The organism is Pseudoalteromonas sp. PAB 2.2 (assembly GCF_001938575.1).
In the GTDB taxonomy this organism is placed as follows: domain Bacteria; phylum Pseudomonadota; class Gammaproteobacteria; order Enterobacterales; family Alteromonadaceae; genus Pseudoalteromonas; species Pseudoalteromonas lipolytica.
Genome location: NZ_LYPI01000007.1, coordinates 664,853 through 685,735, shown reverse-complemented (window position 1 = coordinate 685,735; position 20,883 = coordinate 664,853). Strand labels below are relative to the sequence as shown.

The window sequence follows — 20,883 nt, the reverse complement described above, 5'->3', positions numbered from 1 at the left end:
CGAGGTGCGAGATAAGAGATACGAGATACGAGATGCGAGTTACGGGATGCGAGTCTGAAGACTGATAACTAAAAGTGAAAAAGGGCCCGAAGGCCCCTAACAACATTATTGAATAGCTATAAAGGAATATTACAACTTGGTTAGAACTGGTTCATGGTGTTTGCTTCACCGCCCGCTTTCAGTGCGTTTTCACCAGAGAAGTACTCTTTGTGCGTATCACCAATATTAGAACCTGCTAAGTCTTGGTGTTTCACTGACGCTTGCTCACGACGGATTTCTTGACGTTGAACATCGCGAACATACGCTAGCATTCCTAAGTCACCAAAATAACCTTCTGATAGGATATCTGTGCTTAGCGCCGCAGTGTGGTAAGTCGGCAGTGTAATTAAGTGATGGAAAATACCGGCTTCACGCGCACCATCTCGTTGGAAGTTTTGAACAAGCACATCAGCCGCTGCAGCAAGCTCAGTATCATCCATTTCTGGTGCCATTAATGCTTTGTTGTCATCAATGCTTGGGTATGCAGATAGGTCTTTACCTTGCTCTTGCCATTCAGCGTATACTTGCTCACGGAACTTAAGCGTCCAGTTGAACGAAGGTGAGTTATTGTATACAAGCTTCGCATTTGGCACGTGCTCTTTAACGCGGTTAACAAGCTCTGCAATTTGTTTAACGTTTGGTTTTTCTGTCTCAATCCACAGTAAGTCTGCGCCTGATTGCAAGCTTGTTACACAGTCGAGTACAACGCGGTCTTTCTCTGTTCCTTCACGGAATTGGTATAAACCATTGTCTAAACGTGTTGGTTTACATAGTTGGCCATTCAGCTTCATTGCGGTGTCGCCTTCGTTTAACTCATCAACACTGTTTACAGGCGTTGTTTCTAAGAATGAAGTATATTGGCTTGCCAAGTCGCCAGGCGCTTTAGATACAGGTACTTTTTGTGTCAAGCTTGCACCTAGTGAGTCAGTACGTGCAACAATAATACCGTTATCAATGCCTAGCTCTAGGAATGCATAACGAACCGCATTGATTTTTGCTAAGAAATCTTCATGTGGAACGGTTACTTTACCCGCTTGATGACCACATTGTTTTGCATCAGATACTTGGTTTTCAATTTGAATCGCACACGCACCTGCTTCAATCATTTTCTTCGCAAGTAGGTATGTTGCTTCTTCATTACCGAAACCAGCATCGATATCGGCAATAATTGGCACTACGTGGCTTTCAAAGTTATCAATTTTATCAAGGACTGCTTGTACGTCTCCGCCGTTTGCTTTCGCCGCATCGAGGTCTTTATAAAGGTGATCAAGCTCACGTGCATCTGCTTGCTTTAAGAACGTGTAAATTTCTTCAATTAGCGCTGGAACAGAAGTCTTTTCGTGCATGCTTTGGTCAGGTAATGGACCGAACTCTGAGCGCAGTGCAGCAACCATCCAACCACTTAAATACACGTAGCTGCGTTTCGTTGTTTTATTATGACGTTTAATCGCCATCATCATTTGTTGTGCAGTAAAACCGTGCCAACACCCTAAAGATTGCGTGTATTGGCTGTGGTCTGCATCGTATGCTGCCATATCGGCGCGCATGATATCTGCTGTGTACTGTGCGATGTCTAACCCTGTACGAAAACGGTTTTGTAAACGCATGCGGCTTGCATATTCAGGGTTAATTGATTGCCACGTTTTGCCCTGGCTTTGGCATAAAGTCGCTAAGTTATCTGTTTCGCGTTGATATGTAGTCATAATAAAAATCCTTCGAACGGGTTCATTTAATCTTTTTTGTTAGTGAGAGTGGCTAAGAAGTGTTCGCTCCGTAGCGCTTAAATCAACATTAGGCCGATTTTTTGGATTTAGTAAATTTATAGTTGTTATTGCCACTATATTTTTGGTGAATGACATTTAGCCTGCCATTTACCCTTTTTTACGATATGGTTGAGCCATGACTGATCGAATTACGACCGTTTAAAGGACATTATTATGACCACCACTCTCTCACTAAATGGGTTAAGTGTTGACCAGCAGCTAGCACAGTTCGTTGAACAACAATTGCTACCTGGTACAGACATTTCTCCAGCTGCGTTTTGGCAAGGCTTTGCCGATATTGTTAATGAGTTAACTCCTATCAATCGGGCGCTTTTAGAAAAACGCGAACAACTGCAAGCCAAGATAGATAACTACCATAAACAGCAGCCGGTATGGGATGCAGCCAATTACCAACGTTTCCTTGAGGAGATTGGCTACCTGGTGCCAGAGCCCGCCAGTTTCAAAATTGAAACCGAACACGTAGAGCCCGAAATAGCCAATACAGCAGGCCCTCAGTTAGTTGTGCCTGTTAGTAATGCACGCTTTGCACTGAATGCAGCTAATGCACGCTGGGGCTCCTTGTACGATGCGTTGTACGGCACCGACGTGCTCAGTGAAGACGATGGCGCAGAAAAAGGCGCTGCATACAATCCTGTGCGAGGCTTTAAAGTAATGGCTTTTGCACGCCAATTCCTTGATAAAGCGCTGCCTTTAGCCAATGGCTCACACATTGAAAGTACCAGCTACGCCATTGTGAATAACGAGCTACTTATCACCTTGCGTGATAGCAGCCAAGTGCGTCTGGCACACCCAGAACAATTGGTTGGTTATCAAGGTGAAGCACAAAATCCGAGTGCTATTCTGTTGAAAAATAATGGCTTACATGTTGAGCTACAAATCGATCATCATCACCCAATTGGGCAAGCAGACAAAGCGGGCCTCAAAGATGTTGTACTTGAAGCTGCACTAACCACCATTATGGACTGCGAAGATTCTGTGGCTGCGGTCGATGCTGAAGACAAAGTGAATGTCTACAAAAACTGGCTTGGTTTGATGCAAGGCAACCTTATTGAAGCATTCAACAAAGATGGGAAGACTATTGAACGTCGCTTAGCTGAAGACCGCCAATATCAGGGTATTAATGGCGAAACGGTGACCCTAAAAGGGCGAAGCATGATGTTTGTGCGTAACGTAGGCCACTTAATGACAAACCCAGCAATTCAAGATAGCGAGGGGAATGATGTGTTTGAAGGCATAATGGATGCCATCATCACCAGTACCGCAGCCCTGCATGACTTAAAAGGCACGCACGGCCTTAAAAATTCGTCAGCTCACAGCATCAATATTGTTAAACCCAAAATGCACGGCCCAGAAGAAGTGGCCTTCACCAATACCCTATTTACACGTGTTGAAAAGATGCTTGGTTTACCTGCAAACACCATAAAAATGGGGATTATGGACGAAGAGCGCCGCACTTCAGCAAATTTAAAAGCCTGTATTTACGAAGCAAAAAACCGGGTTGTGTTTATTAACACGGGTTTCTTAGACCGTACAGGTGATGAAATTCATACCTCAATGCAAGCAGGTGTCGTACTGCCTAAAGGCGCTATAAAACTAGAACCTTGGATCAGCGCTTACGAAGACCGTAATGTCGATATTGGCCTTGCAACAGGCCTCAGTGGTAAAGCGCAAATTGGTAAAGGTATGTGGCCAATGCCTGATAAAATGGCGTTGATGATGGAACAAAAAATTGGCCATCCGAAAAGCGGGGCTAATACCGCGTGGGTGCCCTCTCCTACTGCGGCTACACTGCATGCAATGCATTATCATGATATTGATGTATTTGCCTGTCAAAAGACACTGATGGACCGTAAAGAAGCAAGCCTCACACGCTTACTTACCCCCCCACTGATGAAAGACCCAAGTACGTTATCAAAAGAAGATATCCAAGCCGAGCTTGATAACAATGCACAAGGCATTTTAGGGTACGTTGTGCGCTGGATTGATCAAGGTATTGGTTGCTCAAAAGTGCCAGATATCAACCATGTAGGCTTAATGGAAGACCGTGCAACGCTGCGTATTTCAAGCCAGCATATGGCGAACTGGCTGTATCATGGTGTATGCAATGAAGAGCAAATTCGTAAAACGATGGCACGTATGGCTAAAGTCGTCGATGGGCAAAACGAAGGGGATCCAGCTTACTCCAATATGGCTGACTCAGCCGAAAGCCTAGCACAAAGTGTTGCGTACCAAGCAGCATTAGCCCTTGTTTTAGAAGGCGTTAAACAGCCAAGTGGTTATACTGAACCATTACTGCATGCGTTTCGTATAAAGTATAAGTCTCAACATTAATCACTTTTCTCACTCCCTTTCGAGTTTGATGTGTCGTTCTTTGCAGCCTTCGGGCTGCTTTTTTTCGTCTAAAAATCAATAAACGCATGTATTTATACCATTTCTCTTAATTAAGTGGTCTATTTTGAGGCAATAATACATCGTTGATAACAAGGCAAAAATTTTGCAATGAGTTGTGCTCGGCAATTGCGCCTGTATTGCTTTATCTTTTATATCTATACAGTCGTTAGTGAGCGCTGTCTTACACGCTTGCGACTCATGTTATCCCTACAATAATTCAGTATTTTTTCAGCTTGATATTGTTATTTAACGGAATAAATACAGTGAATAATGGCCATTCATCGGCTAATAAAAATTGATCAAAAAAGGGGCATTTGTTATCAAATGCCCCTTTTTACGTGCTAATTTTTTAAAATTAGTTTTTGACAATCGCATTGTGATAAACGTTTTGAACGTCATCACAGTCATCTAACATCGTGATGAACTTTTCAAAATTAGCAATATCATCTGGATCAGTGATCTCAGTATGTACTTGTGGAACAAACGTGATTTCGTCTATTTCAAATGTAATACCTTCAAACGCTTCTTCAAGTGCTGTTTTTGCTTTGTAGTATTCTGTATGCGGTGCAAATACTGACACTTTGCCGTCTTCTACTTCGACATCCGTCACGTCAACATCAGCCATCATTAGGGCTTCGAGTACCACTTCGTCATCTTCGCCAGCAAAACCAAGAACCGCGAAGTGATCGAACATGTGCGCGACACAACCAGGCGTCCCAATTTTTGAGTCAGTTTTAGTGAACGGTAAACGCACATCTTTAATTGTGCGGTTAGGGTTGTCTGTTAAACAGTCAACAATCACCATACAGTTACCTGGGCCATACCCTTCGTAACGTGCTGGAGAGTAGTCTTCCCCTGCTCCACCGGCTGCTTTTTTGATGGCATTTTCGATTACATGTGCAGGAACCTGATCACGTTTTGCACGTTCAATAATGCGTTTTAATGCTTGGTTTACTTCTGGGTCGGGTTCACCATTCTTTGCAACAACGTAGATCTCTTTACCGTACTTAGAATTTACTTTTGTTTTTGCATTGGCCGTTTTAGCCATGGCGTTTTTGCGGACTTCAAATGCTCTGCCCATCTTATGCCTCTATGAATACATTTGATAATTGCCGATATTTTAGCAATTCATTGTCGCTTGGGCTAGTACCAGGTCTGTTTATCGTTCTCGCTTAAATAGACAACGACTGTGGCGACAACCTTGAAAGTAAAAAATTAAGTAAAACGATGCAGAAATAATTAAAGGAAGCGCTATTTAACATAACACTTTATTTTGTTGAAATGCGCCAACTAAATTAGGTAACTCTGAAAAATGATGCAGTATGTAATCTGCCTGATCAGCATAGTCAGGAATGTCATCTGGCGCATACAAACAAGCACGCATATTCGCATTATGTGCCGCTTGAATATCAAACAAATAATCGCCAACATACAACAGCTCTGATTTATCAAGCTCCCAAAGCGTTGCAATCGCATTGAGCGCACTTGGATCTGGCTTTGCTGGCGCATCTGAGCGAGTCAGCACTGTTTCGATTGGCAAAGGGTTATTTTTAAGTTTGATTGCTGCAGCACGGTCATAATTGCGCGTAACAATAGCCATTGGAATATTATTTTCTTTGAGTGCAGTAACCGCACTGGCAACACCTGGCAATAAATGCGAGTGCTGTGCATCTAAAAGCTCATGTTGATGCACGATGTTCATCGCTTCTTCGCGCATATAAGGCGAAGGTAAAGCGGCTATGAAGGCTAACAAATCTTTTTCAAGCGGGCAGCCAACTTGCGCTTTAATCAGTGAAAAATCGAGTTCTGACGAAACCAAGGTGCCGTCTAAATCGAAAATGACACCACGTATATTGTTATCATGGATATTCATATAAATCCCTGTATATGAGAATTGGGGGAAAATTTTAAGACCCATTAATAAGATAGTGTACGATAACCGTTAATTAAAGGATCAAAGGATTAAAAAATAGACTTTTTCAATCCTTTTTTATCGGATAGGGTTATTATTTAATTGACTCAAATTTAGCTTCAAGCCAGTTATCATCTTGGCTAAAGGTCAGTGTTTTCACCTTTCCTTTGCCTTCAATATTAACCATATTGACCTGCGCAGGCCATAAATCACGTAACGCGCCATTGCTCATACGAATCCCTTTGATGCCTTCAGGGATGGTAACTTCTTGGTAAACCCAAAAGAACTTACCATCAACTTGCGCTCCCACTTTTTTAAGCTCAAGTTGCTTGCCCTCTAAGGTTTGCAGTGCAATGTGTGACTCAACATAATCAGCAAAACGCTTTTGATCTTCTTTGTTACTTAAGATATCGGCATTGCCATTAAACAAATGTTCAACAGCATGCTCCGTATCGTGCAAATAAAAGCGATGCATTAGCTCTATGTTATTAGTGCGTTTGTTAAATAATACCGTAGTCACAGACGCTTTTAACTGGTGCGCCATCGTTGGCGCACTCAGTAATAAAGCGAAAATAATGGCTATAAAGCGCATTATTTTTGCTCCTCAGCATCTTTTTCGTCGTCTTTTTTCAGCTCAGTTTTAATATCTTGCATGATATCACGGCTCACTTTCGCTTTACTCTTCTCACGCTTATACACTTCGATACGCGATGGAATAATACGACGAGGGTAGTTATTGTTTTCCACATCAACATCGGCTGTTTCCCAGCGAGGGTCAACCGTAACAGACACTAAGTTTTTACCTTTTTCAGTAATAATTAGCTTTTGTACGTGCTTGTGGTTACGACGCCAGATTTCAGCAGGAATGTACTGTTCTTCTTTCGTGCCATCTTCATAGGTCAGCTCTAATAAGATAGGCATCACTAAGCCACCTAAGTTTGAAAACTCAAGCACATAGTAGTTTTTATCTTCCTTAATTGCACGTTCAAACGTTTTACGCTCCCACGGCTCTAACCCCTTAAGGAACTTGTTATACGCGTTACGTTCTTTGTTGGTCACTGTAAAGCGGTCGTTTTCGTCATAGAAATCTGTGACATCTGGGTTTTCTTCAACCCATAACTTTTTGCCTTCTTCTTTATTGCGTTTAACGAATAATGGCATTGGTTTATCAGCTTCAATGTCGCGAAGACGATTAAAGTCGATATCAGGATTCTTTGTGTCTAAACGCAGTTGATAAACCTTGTCTAACGAGATATCAACATGGTCTGTGGTGTAGAACCAACCACGCCAGAACCAATCTAGATCAACCCCTGACGCCTCTTCCATAGTACGGAAGAAATCTGCAGGAGTAGGGCGTTTGTACTTCCAACGCTGCGCGTACTCTTTAAATGCAAAGTCAAACAGCTCACGACCCAGAATCACTTCACGTAAAATATTAAGTGCAGCAGCAGGTTTAGTATACGCATTAGGTCCTAAACGTAATACGCTGTCAGACTGTGTCATAACGGGTACTTGGTTTTCAGACTTCATGTATTCAACAATATCACGCGGCTCAACACCCCAAGGGATTGTGTGGTCCCATTCGCGCCCCGCAACACCATCTAGGAAGCTGTTTAGACCTTCGTCCATCCACGTCCACTGACGCTCGTCTGAGTTAACAATCATCGGGAAGTAAATGTGACCGACTTCGTGGATAACAACACCAATTAAGAAACGTTTTTCAGCTTGAGAGTAAGTACGGGTGCCATCGTCTTGAAGCTCTGTACGCGGACCATTAAATGTAATCATGGGGTATTCCATCCCCCCAACAGGGCCATTGACTGATTGAGCCACAGGGTAAGGGTAGTCAAACGAAAAGCGTGAATACACTTCCATCGTGTGCACAACAGCTTCGGTAGAATATTTCTTCCACAGGTCACCGCCTTCTTTCGGATAGAAAGACATTGCCATCACTAACGGCTGTTCTTTACCACCTTGATGGTAGCCTTTTGCATCCCACATAAACTTACGTGATGATGCCCATGCAAAGTCACGCACGTTCTCGGCTTTAAAGTGCCATGTTTTGGTTTTGTCGGTGCCTTCTTTCTCGTTCTCAAGTGCTTCTTCTTCGGTCACGATAAATACAGGGCGCTTAGCGTTTTCAGCTTCTTCAAGACGATTACGCTGCGCACGTGTTAATACACTGCCTGGGTTATCTAGCTTACCTGTTGCCGATACAATGTGATCCGCAGGAACGGTGATTTCGACATCATAATTACCAAACTCCAGTGTAAACTCACCGCTTCCTAAGAACGCTTTGTTAGTCCATGCTTCATAGTCTGTGTACGCAGCAAGACGAGGGAACCACTGTGCTAATAAAAAGATATCGTTGCCATCTTCTTCAAAGTGTTCATAACCTGAACGTGCGCCTACCGCATCTTCTTCAACAATGTTAAAGGCGAAGTCCATGCTGAACTCAACGTCTTTACCCGGTTTAAGCGGCTCATTTAGGTCAATACGCATCAAGGTATCAACCACGGTTACTTTAAGCTCTTTTCCGTCTTCGTCTTTAACATTGGCGATTTGAAAACCTAGCTCGTTGTCGGCCATAAATTGCTGACGACGTAACTGGCCTAAGCTCAATTTAGTGGCTTTTGGCTGAGGGTCACCTTGCAATGTTTTACCATTGAAAGTAGCGGTCATCTCGGCAATTGAATCAGATTTAAAAATATTTTGGTCTAATTGCAACCAAAGGTACTTTAATGTGTGAGGTGAATTATTCTTATATTCGATAGTTTGACGCGCTGTTAAGCGACGTTTTTTCTCATCAAGGTTTACATCGATGTCGTAATTTACTTGCTGTTGCCAGTAGTTTTCGCCGGGTTCACCCGCGGCACTACGGTATACGTTAGGCGTTGCAAGTGCTTCATCAAGTTGACGGAACTTGTCAACAAATGAGCCTTTTGTTTGCTCAACAGACGACCCCATGACTGCGGTTGATACTGCTAAAGGCAATACCAAAGCACTCAAAGTAATAACTGCTTTTTTCATTGTTAATCCTGTAAAATATGCGTGAGCGTAACATCTCAAACCACTAACAAAATTTCAATAAAATCACGATAAAGTGCGGGTTTTTTAGGGTAGTATTCGCGCTTTCCTAGCCTGTATTTTTCAATCCTTTCATCTGCTATTAACAAAACTGTAAAGCCCCTTTACAAACCTAACAGGTTCAGTGCTAATTCATACCCCCGTATTACACTTAAAATATAGCGAGGTTGCTTATTTTTTGTTTAAAGGTAAGAGGGGACTTAAATGAAGTTTTACATTGTAAAAAAAGACTCTCGATTAGCTGCTATTCCAGCAGAAGAATCGGTTTTAAACGAATACAAAGCACGCGGATTTGAGTTTGTAGAGGTCATTGCCGCTCGCGATGAACCCGATGCACTATCGCGTACCACTCCCCATGCAAAACGCCCTAAAAAATGGCTGTTTTATGGCTCAACGCTGGTTATTTTGAGTCTAATTGCAATTATTTTCGCAATAAAGTAGTTTTTGCGACATTTTCTATTGAAATTTACTGCTGTTTGTATTTAAAATCGCCCACTTTTTTCGATTTGGGTGTTTATGTGTGTCTATTTATACCCAAAAAATGTTTCGGTAATCAGCATAGAATTCGGTGAGCGTATGGATTTTTACATCCTAAAAAAACAACAAGAACTAATTGCAATTCCAGCGGACGAACAAAATTGTAAACAATACCTAGATTCGGGGTATTTCTATATCGACAAAGTAGCGGCATGTAATGAAACCAATGCCCTTAAAGTTTTACAGGCCAAACAAACAAAGGCTATCAAAGTGCCCTTAATAATGGCATTGCTTGCTTTGCCAATGGTGTTGTTTGCGTGGTATAGCTTAAGTTAAAAACGAGGCTGGGCATCGAGGCTCAGCTTAGGTATATTGTCGCTCTTAATAAATAATAAGAGCGTTTAATGAAAGTCCTTCATACTTCTGATTGGCATTTAGGCCAACAATTCTACGAACATTCCCGCTTCGAGGAACATCAGGCTTTTTTAAACTGGTTAACGGAGACTCTCGCAGCACAGCACATCGACTTATTACTCGTTGCTGGCGATATTTATCACACGGCAACACCGCCTGCGAGTGCAGAAAACCAACTCTATCAATTTATCAAGAACACCAAACAACGTTGCCCAGATTTACACATCGTGATTATTGCTGGTAATCATGACTCGGCAAACCGTATCATGGCTGCAAAACCCTTACTGGCTCAATTTGATACGCATGTGGTGGGTCGGTTCGATACCGCAAGCCCAAAGGATGTCGTACTGCCTATATTAACAAAAAATGGCCAAGCACATGTTGTTGCCATGCCATTTTTACGAAGCAGCGATTTAAGTCATTATAATCGCCAAGAAGAGCAACCTTTAAGTTACAACCAAGCAGTGGCACTGGCTTATAAAGATGCACTAAATGCTGCCAGAGAGTTACCGAAAGCGCCGCTAATAGTAATGGGACACCTTCATGCAAAAGGCGGCGATATTTCGACAGACTCAGAGCGAAACTTAGTGATTGGCGGTGAAGAAGCGATCTCTGCTAATATTTTTAGTGAACAGGCTGATTACGTAGCCCTTGGCCACTTGCATAAAGCACAAACCGTCGCCAAGTCTGAGACTATTCGTTACAGTGGCACCCCCATGCCGATGTCCTTTTCTGAGCGCCGTTATCAGCACCAAGTTGTGTTAATTGAGCTTTCTAATTCAAGTTGCACTGTAAACCCCCTTTACATACCGAGCTTTTGTAAAGTCATACTGCTCCCCGAAAAAGACTGTGTGCCACTGAGTGAATTGTGTGAGCTGTTGAGTGAACTTGATTTAAGCGATGAAAACTTAGCGCCCTATTTACGCGTTAAACTGAGCGCTCACGACACCGACACCACGTTCAGAGAGCAAATTGAACAAGCGCTGGCAGGTAAGCAGCTTAAGTTTTGTGGGATTGAACGGGTGCGACAAGAGCGCAATCATCAAGACGATGAGCAAGCCTTGTTTGACGATGTGTCGCAAATCGAAGCTCTCAATCCACATTCGTTGTTAGAGCAAGCCTTTGCCAATCATAAAGATATGGCAGGGCAAGCAGTGCCAAAAGAGCTCGAAGACTTATTAAGCCACGTTATTGATGAGTTGAATACGGAGGACGTGCTATGAAAATTTTAGCGATACGTGTTCATCAATTGGCATCCATTGTCGATGCCGAAGTCGATTTTACAGCTTCGCCATTAAAAGAAGCCGGGCTATTTGCCATTACGGGTGATACCGGGGCAGGTAAAAGTACGTTACTTGATGCCATTTGTTTAGCACTGTATACCAAAACCGCGAGACTTCGTGGCGACACAGGTAATAAAATTGACTTTAATGGCGATAATATCAAGCTCAATGACTCGCGAAATTTATTACGCCGTGGGGCAGGGCAGGGCTATGCCGAAGTGGACTTTATAGGCCAAGATAAACATCACTACCGTGCTCGCTTGAGCTTTAGCCGCGCACGGAACAAAGCGAATGGCAAATTACAACAAGCGCAACACACACTTCATTCATTGCCTGACGAAACCTTAATTGCCGATAGAAGTAATGCCAGCAAAGAAATAGAGCGCATTATTGGTTTAAGCTTTGATCAATTTTCGCGGGCGGTGTTACTTGCCCAGCATGAGTTTGCAGCCTTTTTGAAAGCCACAGGGGATGAACGGGCACAACTGTTAGAATGCTTAACTGGCACCGATAAGTTTAGTCGTATTGGGCAACGGATATTTGAACGTCACCGCGAACAACAACAGGCTCTTGAGCAATTAAAACTGAGCTTGGCGAACTTTAAGGTATTAAGCCCCGAAGAGTTAGCGGCTAAGCAAGCTGAGCATAAGTCGCTATTAACGAAGCAAACTGAACTACAAAATCAAATAAAGCAGCTGGAGAAATACCAAACTTGGTATAAACAGGCGGCGCATCTATCAGAGCAAATAACGCAAGCAGAACATACAAAGCACCAAGCTGAGCAGCAATTACATCAACTTGAAGATAAAGCAAAGCAAGCCAAACAAGCGCAGCAGTGCTTAGAAATAAAAGATAACCGTGAGCGCACAGCCACAATTAAAGCTCAGCAAGCGCAGCTTGTAGAAAACCGTGAGCAACTTTTAAAAATTGATCATAACGCCCTGATAAGTGACGCAGAGCAAACGCTAAACAAACACACTGAGCAGTTAAAGCAAGCGAAACAAACGCAAAAAGATGCTCAGCCAATCATTAGCCAAGCACGTGAGTACGATAAACAACTGGCGGTATTGAACCAGCAAGCACACGCTCAAAAAGCACAACTCGAAAAAGCAAACCAGCATAACACCGAGCTGAGTAATAAACTTAATACGGCAAAGGCTGAGCAACAACAGCAACATCAGCAACAACAAGCGCTCACTAATTGGTTAGCGACACATGCACAATGGCAACCATTAGCGAAAGACTGGTCATATTATAAAAGTGAATTAAGCCGCTTTAATCAACTGCAGCTTCGTATTGATAAAACAAATCAAACGGTAAAGTCACTTCAGCCTACGGTGACTGAGCAGCAACACAGTCGTCAGCAATTACAAAAACAGTATCAAGCGCTTGAGCACGCACTAAAAACGCTGAATGAACAAGACGCTAGCTTCAAAGATCGCTTAAATAGTCAGTCTATGGCCGACATAGATGCACAACTAGAGGCGATTAAACACCTTATTGAAAAGCGTCAACTGTGGCAAAGTAATCAGCAGCAATTAAAAGTGTGGCAAAGCCAATCAGACACCTTAAATCAAAATAAACAACAGTTACAAACAGCCCTCAGCGCGATAGGGCAGGATGTAGAAAACGCCCAACAACAGCTGACACTATGTGAGAAAAACTTACAGCAAATACAGTTAAGAGCCAGTGAGGGGGTCAGCCAATTAAGAGCCACTTTAAAAGCGGGTGAGCCATGTGCTGTTTGTGGTTCGACTGAACACCCGTTTCAACATGACGTGGTTAATGCGCAGTTTAGTCAGCTTATTAATGATTTTACTGAGCAACTTAATAGTGCCAAACAGCACTTAAATAATCAGCAAGTTTTACAGCAAACAAAAAGTAATGAGCTGACAGCCTGTACTCAGCAAATAGCGTCATTAGAGGGGCAGGTGAGTGAACTCACCGACCAGCAGAACACGCTCAAACAGACCATGGCGGCAAATCGTACAGAGCTGAATGATTTAACCGAGGCGCAATTAAACGAGCGTCAGCAGCAGCTCACGAGCCAGAAACAGCAGTATTTTAAAGTGCTTGAGCAACAACAGCAGCTGCAAACATCATTAACAGCCAAACAAGCAGAGTTTAATCAAAAAGGGCAAGCACTGCATGCAGCAGAGCAAAAACTGAGTGAAACACAGCAGCAACTCAACACTGAACAAGCGCGTTTAAACGAGCTAAATGCAGAGCATCAGCAACTGCATACCACACTCGACGACACCTTTAAAAATGCCCCTTGGTGGCAACAGCTCAATGAGCAGCAGGTGTTATTAGAGACTATTGCAGAGGATGTGCAACGCTATCAAACGAAACTTCAACAATCGGATGAGCTAACGAAAGCCCTAACAAGCACTGAGCAAACCATCGCGCATTTACTGCCTCAGCAACATGAAGCAGCAGAAGCGAAAGCTAAGTGCACTGCGCAACTTGCCCATACCGAGAACGAGCAGGCTGATTTGCATGAAAAACGCATTACCTTGTTTGCCGATGCAAACATGTCGGTCGATGAGTATATTGCACAACTTGAACAGGCCATTGACTCGTTACAGCAAACAGTGCAACAGGCTCAACAACACCTAAGCAATGCGGTTAAAGCGCGTGACGAGCACGCTATTCAAATAAGCCACTTAACGATGCGTGAAAAAGAGTTAAGCGATGAACAAGCTGCGCTTGAAAAACGATTCACGCAGTGGTTTAGCGAGTTTAAAGCACAGCATCCTTCACTTTCTGAAGACGCAATTACAACGCTTTTAAGCATCAGTAGCGAATCAATAAAGCAAACACTCAACGAGCACCACGCGGCAGAAAATGCGCTAAAAGAAACTCAAGCAGCTTTAAAACAGCTGCATTCATCGCAGTCGGCGCATTTAAAAGATCAGCCAAAGCACAGCGAAAGCGACACTGAAACTGAACTAGCTAACGCCGTTAATGCCCAGCAACATACGAATCAATCGCTGATGCAAGTAGGCAGTGAGCTGCACACGAACCAACAAAATAGCCAAGCATTAGCAGATAAACAGCAATTATTAGTTCAACAGCAAAAGCGCTACGAGCACTGGCATTTACTTAATAAAGTGCTGGGTGATGCCAGTGGTAAAACCATGCGTAACTTAGCGCAAACTCAAACTCTCAAAATACTGCTGCATTATGCCAATAGCCACTTACACACTTTAAACAAGCGCTACAAATTAACGGCTATCGGGCAAACGCTGGATATTGCCATCATTGATAAAGACATGGCCGATGAGCAGCGTTCTGTTAATACTTTGTCAGGCGGGGAGTCGTTTTTAGTCTCGCTGGCACTGGCTTTGGGGCTTGCCTCGTTGTCATCGAATAAAGTGCAAATAAACTCTTTGTTTATCGATGAAGGGTTTGGTACGTTGGACAGTGAAACGTTAAGCATCGCGATGGATGCTCTCGATTCGCTGCAAGCACAAGGCCGTAAAGTAGGGGTTATTTCGCATGTATCTGAAATGACCGAACGCGTGGCCACGCAGGTACATGTAGCGAAAAAGCCCGGTGGTTACTCAACCATCTCTGTTATTTAAAGGATTAGCATGCCAACTTTTAATCATGAAGAAGCCAGTCATTACGATGAGCGCATAACGCGTTTAGTGCCAGGGTACGCGTTATTACACCAAGCAACCGCAGCGCAACTAGTCAGCACGCTCGACAACGACGCGTGTATTTTAGTGATTGGTGCAGGCACCGGAAAAGAGATCATAGAACTTGCTAAGCTCAACGCAGGCTGGCGTTTTATTGCGCAGGATATTTCACAAGATATGTTGGATATCGCTGAGCAGCACTTTAGCCAACATAACATCAGTGACCGTGTAACGGTTCATTGTGGCGATATTAACGATATTGATGCAAGCGCCGATGCAGCATTATGTTTATTAGTCATGCACTTTGTCGAGGACAATGGCGATAAAAAAGCGCTGTTAAAAGCGATTAAAAGCAAGCTTAAAAAGCAGGGCAACTTATTCATTGCCGATTTAATGCGCCCTGAAACGCAATTTGAGCGCGAATCACAACTACAGCTTTGTACTCAGCTAGGTTTAACCGATGCTGGCAAAGAGCGCACCCGACACAATCTAGAACACGAGTTTTACCCTTTAGACCGTATTCGTTTTTCAGAATTAATGAATGAAAGCGGTTTTAGCACCCCTAAACAGTATTTTAAAGTGCTGGGTTTCACTGGGTATGTGGTGGGGAGTTAGACTCTTTAAGTTTTAAGCTTTGAACTTCCATTGTCAGCGCGATTATACCATTCCGCTTAATTAAGTGGTCTATTTTGAGGCAATAAAACCGCGTTGATAACAAGGCAAAAATTTAGTTATTTAGTTGTTCTAAATCAGAAATTTTTAACGTAGGTAGCGACTGGTTTAATCACTCAAAATGATTAAGTATTTTTGCGGAATGGTATTATATATCGCGCAACATACGCACGCTCGCACACGAAGTACGGTTCACCTCTAAAGTCAGTCTTACTGGGGTAGGTAGATAGATAGGTATATAGGTAGGTATGTCGATAACTTATAAGCCACGCAAAGCGAGTCTCACAGCGAGAGCTAGACGCGGCTTTAAGCCGCGTCATCAATCAATTGCAACGCAATGATTTATTACCTTATATTGCCTTAATACCCTGCGGCGTGGCCGTCTTTGCGGGTTTCAGATGCGCCATAGTACACCCCTGTTTTAAGGTCTTTAAAGATAGCTTGATAACCGCCATATGGTCCAACAGCGTCTTGCAAAGTGTGGCCTTTTTTCATCAGCTCACGGCGAGTTTCCATCGAAAAACCTGATTCTAAACTCACAACGCCCCCGTCTTCCATAATTTCGCCTGTAGGCTGTGATGAGCCACTGTGCAGAATACGTGGAGCGTCACCGGCTTCTTGTAAATTCATGCCAAAATCAATCATGTTAATTAAGATTTGCGCATGCATTTGCGGTTGTGTCGCACCGCCCATTACTCCGTAACTCATGTATGGCTTGCCATCTTTGGTCACAAAGGCTGGAATTATCGTATGGAACGGACGTTTACCCGGCTCATATTGGTTCATATGGCCTTTTTTAAGTGCAAACATTTCTCCTCGGTTTTGCAATACAAAGCCCAGTTTAGCGGGGGTCATACCTGAGCCCATACCACGATAATTACTTTGAATTAATGACACCATGTTGCCGTCTTTATCGGCCGTCGTCAGGTAAATAGTATCGCCTTCTACTGGGCCTGCATGATCACGTTTTGCCGCTTTATTTGGGTCAATCAGCTTGCGTCTTTCATCGGCGTATTGCTGAGAAATCAAGGTCTGCACGGGAATAGTATTAAACGCAGGATCGGCGTAATATTTAGCGCGGTCTGCAAAGGCCAGTTTTTTTGCCTCGACAAACGTGTGAACATACTCAGGGCTATCAAAACCCATACCTTTAATATCGTATCCTTCTAATATATTTAGAATTTGCTGAGCAGCGATGCCTTGGCCGTTGGGCGGTAATTCCCATAACGTATAACCGCGGTAATCTGCACTGACAGGTTTAACCCATTCACTGTGGTGTGAAGCTAAGTCGTCGTACGATAAATAACCGCCATTTTCTTTCATATAACGGCTAATTTCTTTTGCTATATCCCCTTTGTAAAAAGCATCACGTCCTTCCTTCGCTATTTTACGATAGGTATTTGCAAGGGCAGGATTTTTAAAAATATCGCCTTTTTCTGGCATCGCCCCATTTGGCATGTATACGTCTTTAAACCCAGGGTATTTTCCACGCGCATCAACACTTTTTTGCATGTAATAGGCAATCAATTCAGAAACGGGAAAGCCTTTTTCAGCATAATCAATTGCTGGCTGAAGTAAGGTTTTCATCGGTGTTTTACCGAACTTATTATGTAATTCAAACCAGCCATCCACAGCGCCAGGCACAGAAACAGGTAACGGGCCATAGGCGGGGATCATATCGCCTTGTGCCTTTAAGGTGTCAAATGTCAGGCTTTTCGGTGAGCGGCCAGATGCATTCAAGCCATATAACTGTTTGCTTTTATTGTCCCAAACAATGGCAAACAAGTCGCCACCTATACCACACCCTGTCGGCTCTACAAGCCCGAGTACGGCGTTGGCTGCAATTGCTGCATCAATGGCATTGCCCCCGTCTTTTAACACTTGTAAGCCAACCTGTGTGGCTAATGGCTGCGACGTTGCAACCATACCTGATTGCGCAATAACTTCTGAGCGACTGGCAAAGTTATGCCCTGTGATACGGTCGTAAGCCTGTGTCGTGCCAGCAGCGCCTAAGCATACCGCTAACACAAGCCCTTTTAGTAGTGGCGTTGGATTCATGGTTATTTCTCATTTTATTGTTTTATTCACTATAAAAAGCAAAGTCACTGTAAACAATGGTTTTGCTACCGAGGGCAAAAAAAACGCGATTGAATTCGTAAACAGCACCCGATTATTAATAAACAGCCGTACCGTAAAAACATCTATCAACCGTAGGAGAGGTTTGCACATGAGGGTACTTATTAGCAGGGACAAACTTTTCAACAATGGGGGCTATTTGCCCATTTTCTTTCATGGTATCGAGTGCGCGCTGAAGTGCGCTGACCACACCAGCTGGAGCAGATTTATTTAAAGCCAAATAGTTTCCCCCTAAAGCAGGGTGGTTAAGTTCAAGCACAGGTATCACTTGCTCAGGGCTTAAAGCCACTTTTTGTAATTGTGTTGCAAGCGTCATGGAAGAGCCAATTAATAAATCATGCTTACCACGTTTAAACATATTTAACTCTTCAAATTTACCTGAGTAGGTTAAAAAATGATGCCCTTCAACTAACTGTAAGTCTGTAAGTACGGCTTGATAAACATCGCCGCGTGATACGCCAATTGTGTAATTAGTTAACAAGCGTGAACTTGTCAGCTCAATGTCTGTGCGCTCACTTAACCTATATAAACAAGATTGCCCCGACACCAGTGGACCAACCCATTGAAACTGAGCTTCTCTTTGTGTTGTTCGAGACGTTGAAAAAATACCAGAATACGGCTGCTCAAGCGTTTTTGACATCGCTCGTCTCCAAGGCAACACCTGTATAACACATTTTAATTTTGCGTGCTTACAAAGCGTCTCAACTATTTCAGTATTAATACCCGTCGGTTGATTATGTTCCTCAAAATTATAAGGAGGAAATGATTCGGTATACAAGGTTAATGGCTGTGATTCAGCCAGTGCTGCCCATGTGAAAAATAAACAGAGTGTGGCTGGCCAGTTCTTCATCGTAATTAACTCCAGGCTTATTCGGTTTATTACGCAGGTTTAACGATTCTACTTAGCTGTTTTTGCAGCGTGTTGAGACAAAATGGCTTAATGATAAAACCACTGACTTTAGCGGCAATCATGTCAGTGACTGTTTGCTTGCTATCCTCACACGTCACCATAAGAACGGGTAAATCGTCAAACTCGGGGGTTTCGCGAATGTGATTAAGTAAACACTTTCCATCCATTTTAGGCATATGTAAATCAGTGATAACTAAATCAAAATGCTGCTTTTTTAACAACTCTAACGCTTGCGAACCATCCGTTGCTTCTGTTATGTCGTTGTAATCAAGGCTACGTAGCATGTTTATCAAAACATGACGCATTAAGGGCATATCATCAACGACAAGGATTTTCATATAAAGTGTAGTCCGTTTTACATTACCTTAAAGCTTAGTTTGCAAGCCAAATAACGCAATGATAAGGCAGACTTTTACGCGAAAATATCTGCAACCAACTGACTAAGCCGCGCAATTTTAATATTACTTAATTGCCTATAATCAAAATAGGGGCACACAATCACCTTATCTTGCTTATTAAAGGCAAACTCTTCATCAAGCCAAGTGAGCTGGCTAGATAATAAACCTGATTGAACAAGGCTTTTTGCATACGTGCGCCCTGCGATAATGTGTAATTTATCCGTGTTGTCAAATACAGGAGGGCTAAACAGCAACGCTGTGTGACTGTGTGCTTGGAGTAAACGCGTATCACGATAGGTTTGCCAATTGGCAGAACATTTAGCAAACTGAAAATATTCGCTCGGCAGCGCAAACAGCACTTTTGCATACACATTAAAGACTTTTCGCCAGCCATTTCCACAAGCCTGATTAATGTCATCTATTTGACCAATTTGCATAGCATGTAAATGTTCAATATTGTGCCAAGGCACCATCGGCGGACGTTTTTCTATGTACACAGCAACGTTAAATGCACTGTCACCAAAGCCCTGTAAAGTGTGTTCTTGCTGAATCATGATGATTTTTGAGCAAGAATTCGATCTAAGTTATTAGCAAAATTCTGACGGTCAGCTTGGCTCAACGGTGGCGGCCCACCCGACATTTCGATACCACTTGAGCGCATTGTGTCCATAAAATCACGCACATTAAGGCGAGAACGTATATTTTCTGTTGTATACAGCTCACCGCGGGGATTTAACGCCTGTGCATTTTTTTCAATCACTTCGGCTGCCAGCGGGATATCACCCGTGATAACCAAATCACCGGCTTCGACTCGCTTAACAATTTCGTTATCGGCGATATCGAAACCAGACGATACTTGCTGACGAAAAATGTACTTAGACGGCGGAACACGCATAGCATGATTAGCCACTAATGTAGTGACTGTTTGCGTTCGTTCTGCAGCACGAAATAAAATTTCTTTAATAACAACGGGGCAGGCATCTGCATCAACCCAAATCTTCATGGTTTTCTCTATTTAACTATTCTAAGCTTAGGTAGTTTAACGTAATTAAACTTATTTACCGCTATTAACGTATTAAATTCTTTAATTTTAAAAGGAGTGAGCGTGTGCAGAACAGCATAAAATTTATATTTCTACTTTTCTTTACGACCCTGTTATCGGCTTGTACAGGAGTGCCTGACAACATAAAACCCGTTAATGATTTTGAACTAAATAAGTACACCGGAACATGGTACGAAATAGCGCGCCTTGATCATTCATTTGAACGCGGTTTAGAAGGGATAACCGCACAGTACTCAGTCAACTCTGATGGCACTGTTAAAGTTATTAATAGAGGCTATAACACCTCAGATAAAAAGTGGGAACAAGCAGAGGGCAAGGCTAAGTTTGCCGATAAAAATGACATTGGTCATTTAGAAGTCTCATTTTTTGGCCCATTCTACAGCTCCTATGTCATTTTTGAGCTCGATAAGCAAAACTACCAATACGCGTATATTACTGGCTATAACAAAGAGTATTTATGGTTTTTATCAAGAACACCGACAGTCACCAAAGAGCAGCTAGACGACTTTAAAAATACCGCCAGACAATATGGCTTTAAAACAGACGAGCTTATTTTTGTTGAGCATGAAGGTATGTAAAGGGGCTTTACACGCGTCTTTAAACTATCACGAATGTGCAACACAATTGTCATGGAAAAGAGGCACACTGTGCGACATTAAATTGAACATGACAT

17 protein-coding genes are annotated in these 20,883 nt (G+C 42.9%); 7 read left to right on the top strand and 10 right to left on the bottom strand.

Features of this window, described 5'->3' with window-relative positions:
* Nucleotides 1-140: 140 nt before the first annotated feature.
* Nucleotides 141-1,742 (bottom strand): isocitrate lyase, encoded by a 1,602-nt coding sequence (locus BWD47_RS03470; RefSeq protein ID WP_036972569.1) that lies wholly within the window; start codon nucleotides 1,740-1,742, stop codon nucleotides 141-143.
* 234 nt (nucleotides 1,743-1,976) lie between these two features.
* On the opposite strand from BWD47_RS03470, the gene BWD47_RS03465 reads away from it, so the two are divergent.
* Nucleotides 1,977-4,154: a malate synthase G gene (locus tag BWD47_RS03465; protein WP_075593376.1), complete on the top strand. Its 2,178-nt coding sequence runs from the start codon at nucleotides 1,977-1,979 to the stop codon at nucleotides 4,152-4,154.
* A 415-nt stretch (nucleotides 4,155-4,569) separates the two neighbouring features.
* On the opposite strand, the gene BWD47_RS03460 is transcribed toward BWD47_RS03465, so the two are convergent.
* The 4 genes from BWD47_RS03460 to BWD47_RS03445 all read right to left on the bottom strand — a co-directional run bounded on the left by BWD47_RS03460 (nucleotide 4,570) and on the right by BWD47_RS03445 (nucleotide 9,156).
* Nucleotides 4,570-5,295 carry a YebC/PmpR family DNA-binding transcriptional regulator gene (locus BWD47_RS03460; RefSeq protein ID WP_036972571.1) on the bottom strand — a complete coding sequence of 242 codons (726 nt, stop codon included), beginning with the start codon at nucleotides 5,293-5,295 and terminating at the stop codon, nucleotides 4,570-4,572.
* Nucleotides 5,296-5,469: 174 nt separating this feature from the next.
* On the bottom strand, nucleotides 5,470-6,087 hold the full coding sequence (locus tag BWD47_RS03455) for an HAD family hydrolase (protein WP_036972573.1): 618 nt from the start codon (nucleotides 6,085-6,087) through the stop codon (nucleotides 5,470-5,472).
* 133 nt (nucleotides 6,088-6,220) lie between these two features.
* Complete coding sequence (locus BWD47_RS03450) at nucleotides 6,221-6,718, bottom strand: DUF6702 family protein (protein WP_036972575.1); 498 nt, start codon at nucleotides 6,716-6,718, stop codon at nucleotides 6,221-6,223.
* Nucleotides 6,718-9,156 carry a M1 family metallopeptidase gene (locus BWD47_RS03445; RefSeq protein ID WP_036972576.1) on the bottom strand — a complete coding sequence of 813 codons (2,439 nt, stop codon included), beginning with the start codon at nucleotides 9,154-9,156 and terminating at the stop codon, nucleotides 6,718-6,720. Before BWD47_RS03445 ends, BWD47_RS03450 begins: the two co-directional genes overlap by 1 nt.
* Before the next feature lie 261 nt (nucleotides 9,157-9,417).
* On the opposite strand from BWD47_RS03445, the gene BWD47_RS03440 reads away from it, so the two are divergent.
* The 5 genes from BWD47_RS03440 to BWD47_RS03420 all read left to right on the top strand — a co-directional run bounded on the left by BWD47_RS03440 (nucleotide 9,418) and on the right by BWD47_RS03420 (nucleotide 15,646).
* The gene (locus BWD47_RS03440; protein ID WP_036972578.1) at nucleotides 9,418-9,654 is read left to right on the top strand and encodes a hypothetical protein; all 237 of its coding nucleotides are present in this window, start codon (nucleotides 9,418-9,420) and stop codon (nucleotides 9,652-9,654) included.
* 135 nt (nucleotides 9,655-9,789) lie between these two features.
* On the top strand, nucleotides 9,790-10,026 hold the full coding sequence (locus BWD47_RS03435; protein ID WP_036972579.1) for a hypothetical protein: 237 nt from the start codon (nucleotides 9,790-9,792) through the stop codon (nucleotides 10,024-10,026).
* A gap of 68 nt (nucleotides 10,027-10,094) precedes the next feature.
* Nucleotides 10,095-11,327: an exonuclease SbcCD subunit D C-terminal domain-containing protein gene (locus tag BWD47_RS03430; RefSeq protein ID WP_075593375.1), complete on the top strand. Its 1,233-nt coding sequence runs from the start codon at nucleotides 10,095-10,097 to the stop codon at nucleotides 11,325-11,327.
* On the top strand, nucleotides 11,324-14,974 hold the full coding sequence (locus BWD47_RS03425) for an AAA family ATPase (RefSeq protein ID WP_075593374.1): 3,651 nt from the start codon (nucleotides 11,324-11,326) through the stop codon (nucleotides 14,972-14,974). The genes BWD47_RS03430 and BWD47_RS03425 overlap by 4 nt, the downstream gene beginning before the upstream one ends.
* Nucleotides 14,975-14,983: 9 nt before the next feature.
* Nucleotides 14,984-15,646, top strand: coding sequence for a class I SAM-dependent methyltransferase (locus BWD47_RS03420; RefSeq protein WP_036972584.1), 663 nt, complete (start codon nucleotides 14,984-14,986; stop codon nucleotides 15,644-15,646).
* 417 nt (nucleotides 15,647-16,063) lie between these two features.
* Here the strand turns inward: BWD47_RS03420 and ggt are convergent, their stop codons facing one another.
* The 5 genes from ggt to BWD47_RS03395 form a co-directional block, all read right to left on the bottom strand.
* Nucleotides 16,064-17,761 carry a gamma-glutamyltransferase gene (gene ggt, locus BWD47_RS03415; protein ID WP_075593373.1) on the bottom strand — a complete coding sequence of 566 codons (1,698 nt, stop codon included), beginning with the start codon at nucleotides 17,759-17,761 and terminating at the stop codon, nucleotides 16,064-16,066.
* A 115-nt stretch (nucleotides 17,762-17,876) separates the two neighbouring features.
* Complete coding sequence (locus BWD47_RS03410) at nucleotides 17,877-18,689, bottom strand: ABC transporter substrate-binding protein (RefSeq protein WP_075593372.1); 813 nt, start codon at nucleotides 18,687-18,689, stop codon at nucleotides 17,877-17,879.
* A 29-nt stretch (nucleotides 18,690-18,718) separates the two neighbouring features.
* Entirely contained in the window at nucleotides 18,719-19,087 is a 369-nt protein-coding gene (locus tag BWD47_RS03405) for a response regulator (protein WP_036972586.1), read from the bottom strand.
* 74 nt (nucleotides 19,088-19,161) lie between these two features.
* Entirely contained in the window at nucleotides 19,162-19,701 is a 540-nt protein-coding gene (locus BWD47_RS03400) for a hypothetical protein (RefSeq protein WP_075593371.1), read from the bottom strand.
* Complete coding sequence (locus tag BWD47_RS03395; RefSeq protein WP_036972589.1) at nucleotides 19,698-20,150, bottom strand: YaiI/YqxD family protein; 453 nt, start codon at nucleotides 20,148-20,150, stop codon at nucleotides 19,698-19,700. The genes BWD47_RS03400 and BWD47_RS03395 overlap by 4 nt, the downstream gene beginning before the upstream one ends.
* 104 nt (nucleotides 20,151-20,254) lie before the next feature.
* Here BWD47_RS03395 and BWD47_RS03390 point away from each other — a divergent pair, with 104 nt between their 5' ends.
* On the top strand, nucleotides 20,255-20,788 hold the full coding sequence (locus BWD47_RS03390) for a lipocalin family protein (RefSeq protein WP_256719180.1): 534 nt from the start codon (nucleotides 20,255-20,257) through the stop codon (nucleotides 20,786-20,788).
* The last annotated feature ends 95 nt before the right edge of the window (nucleotides 20,789-20,883 follow it).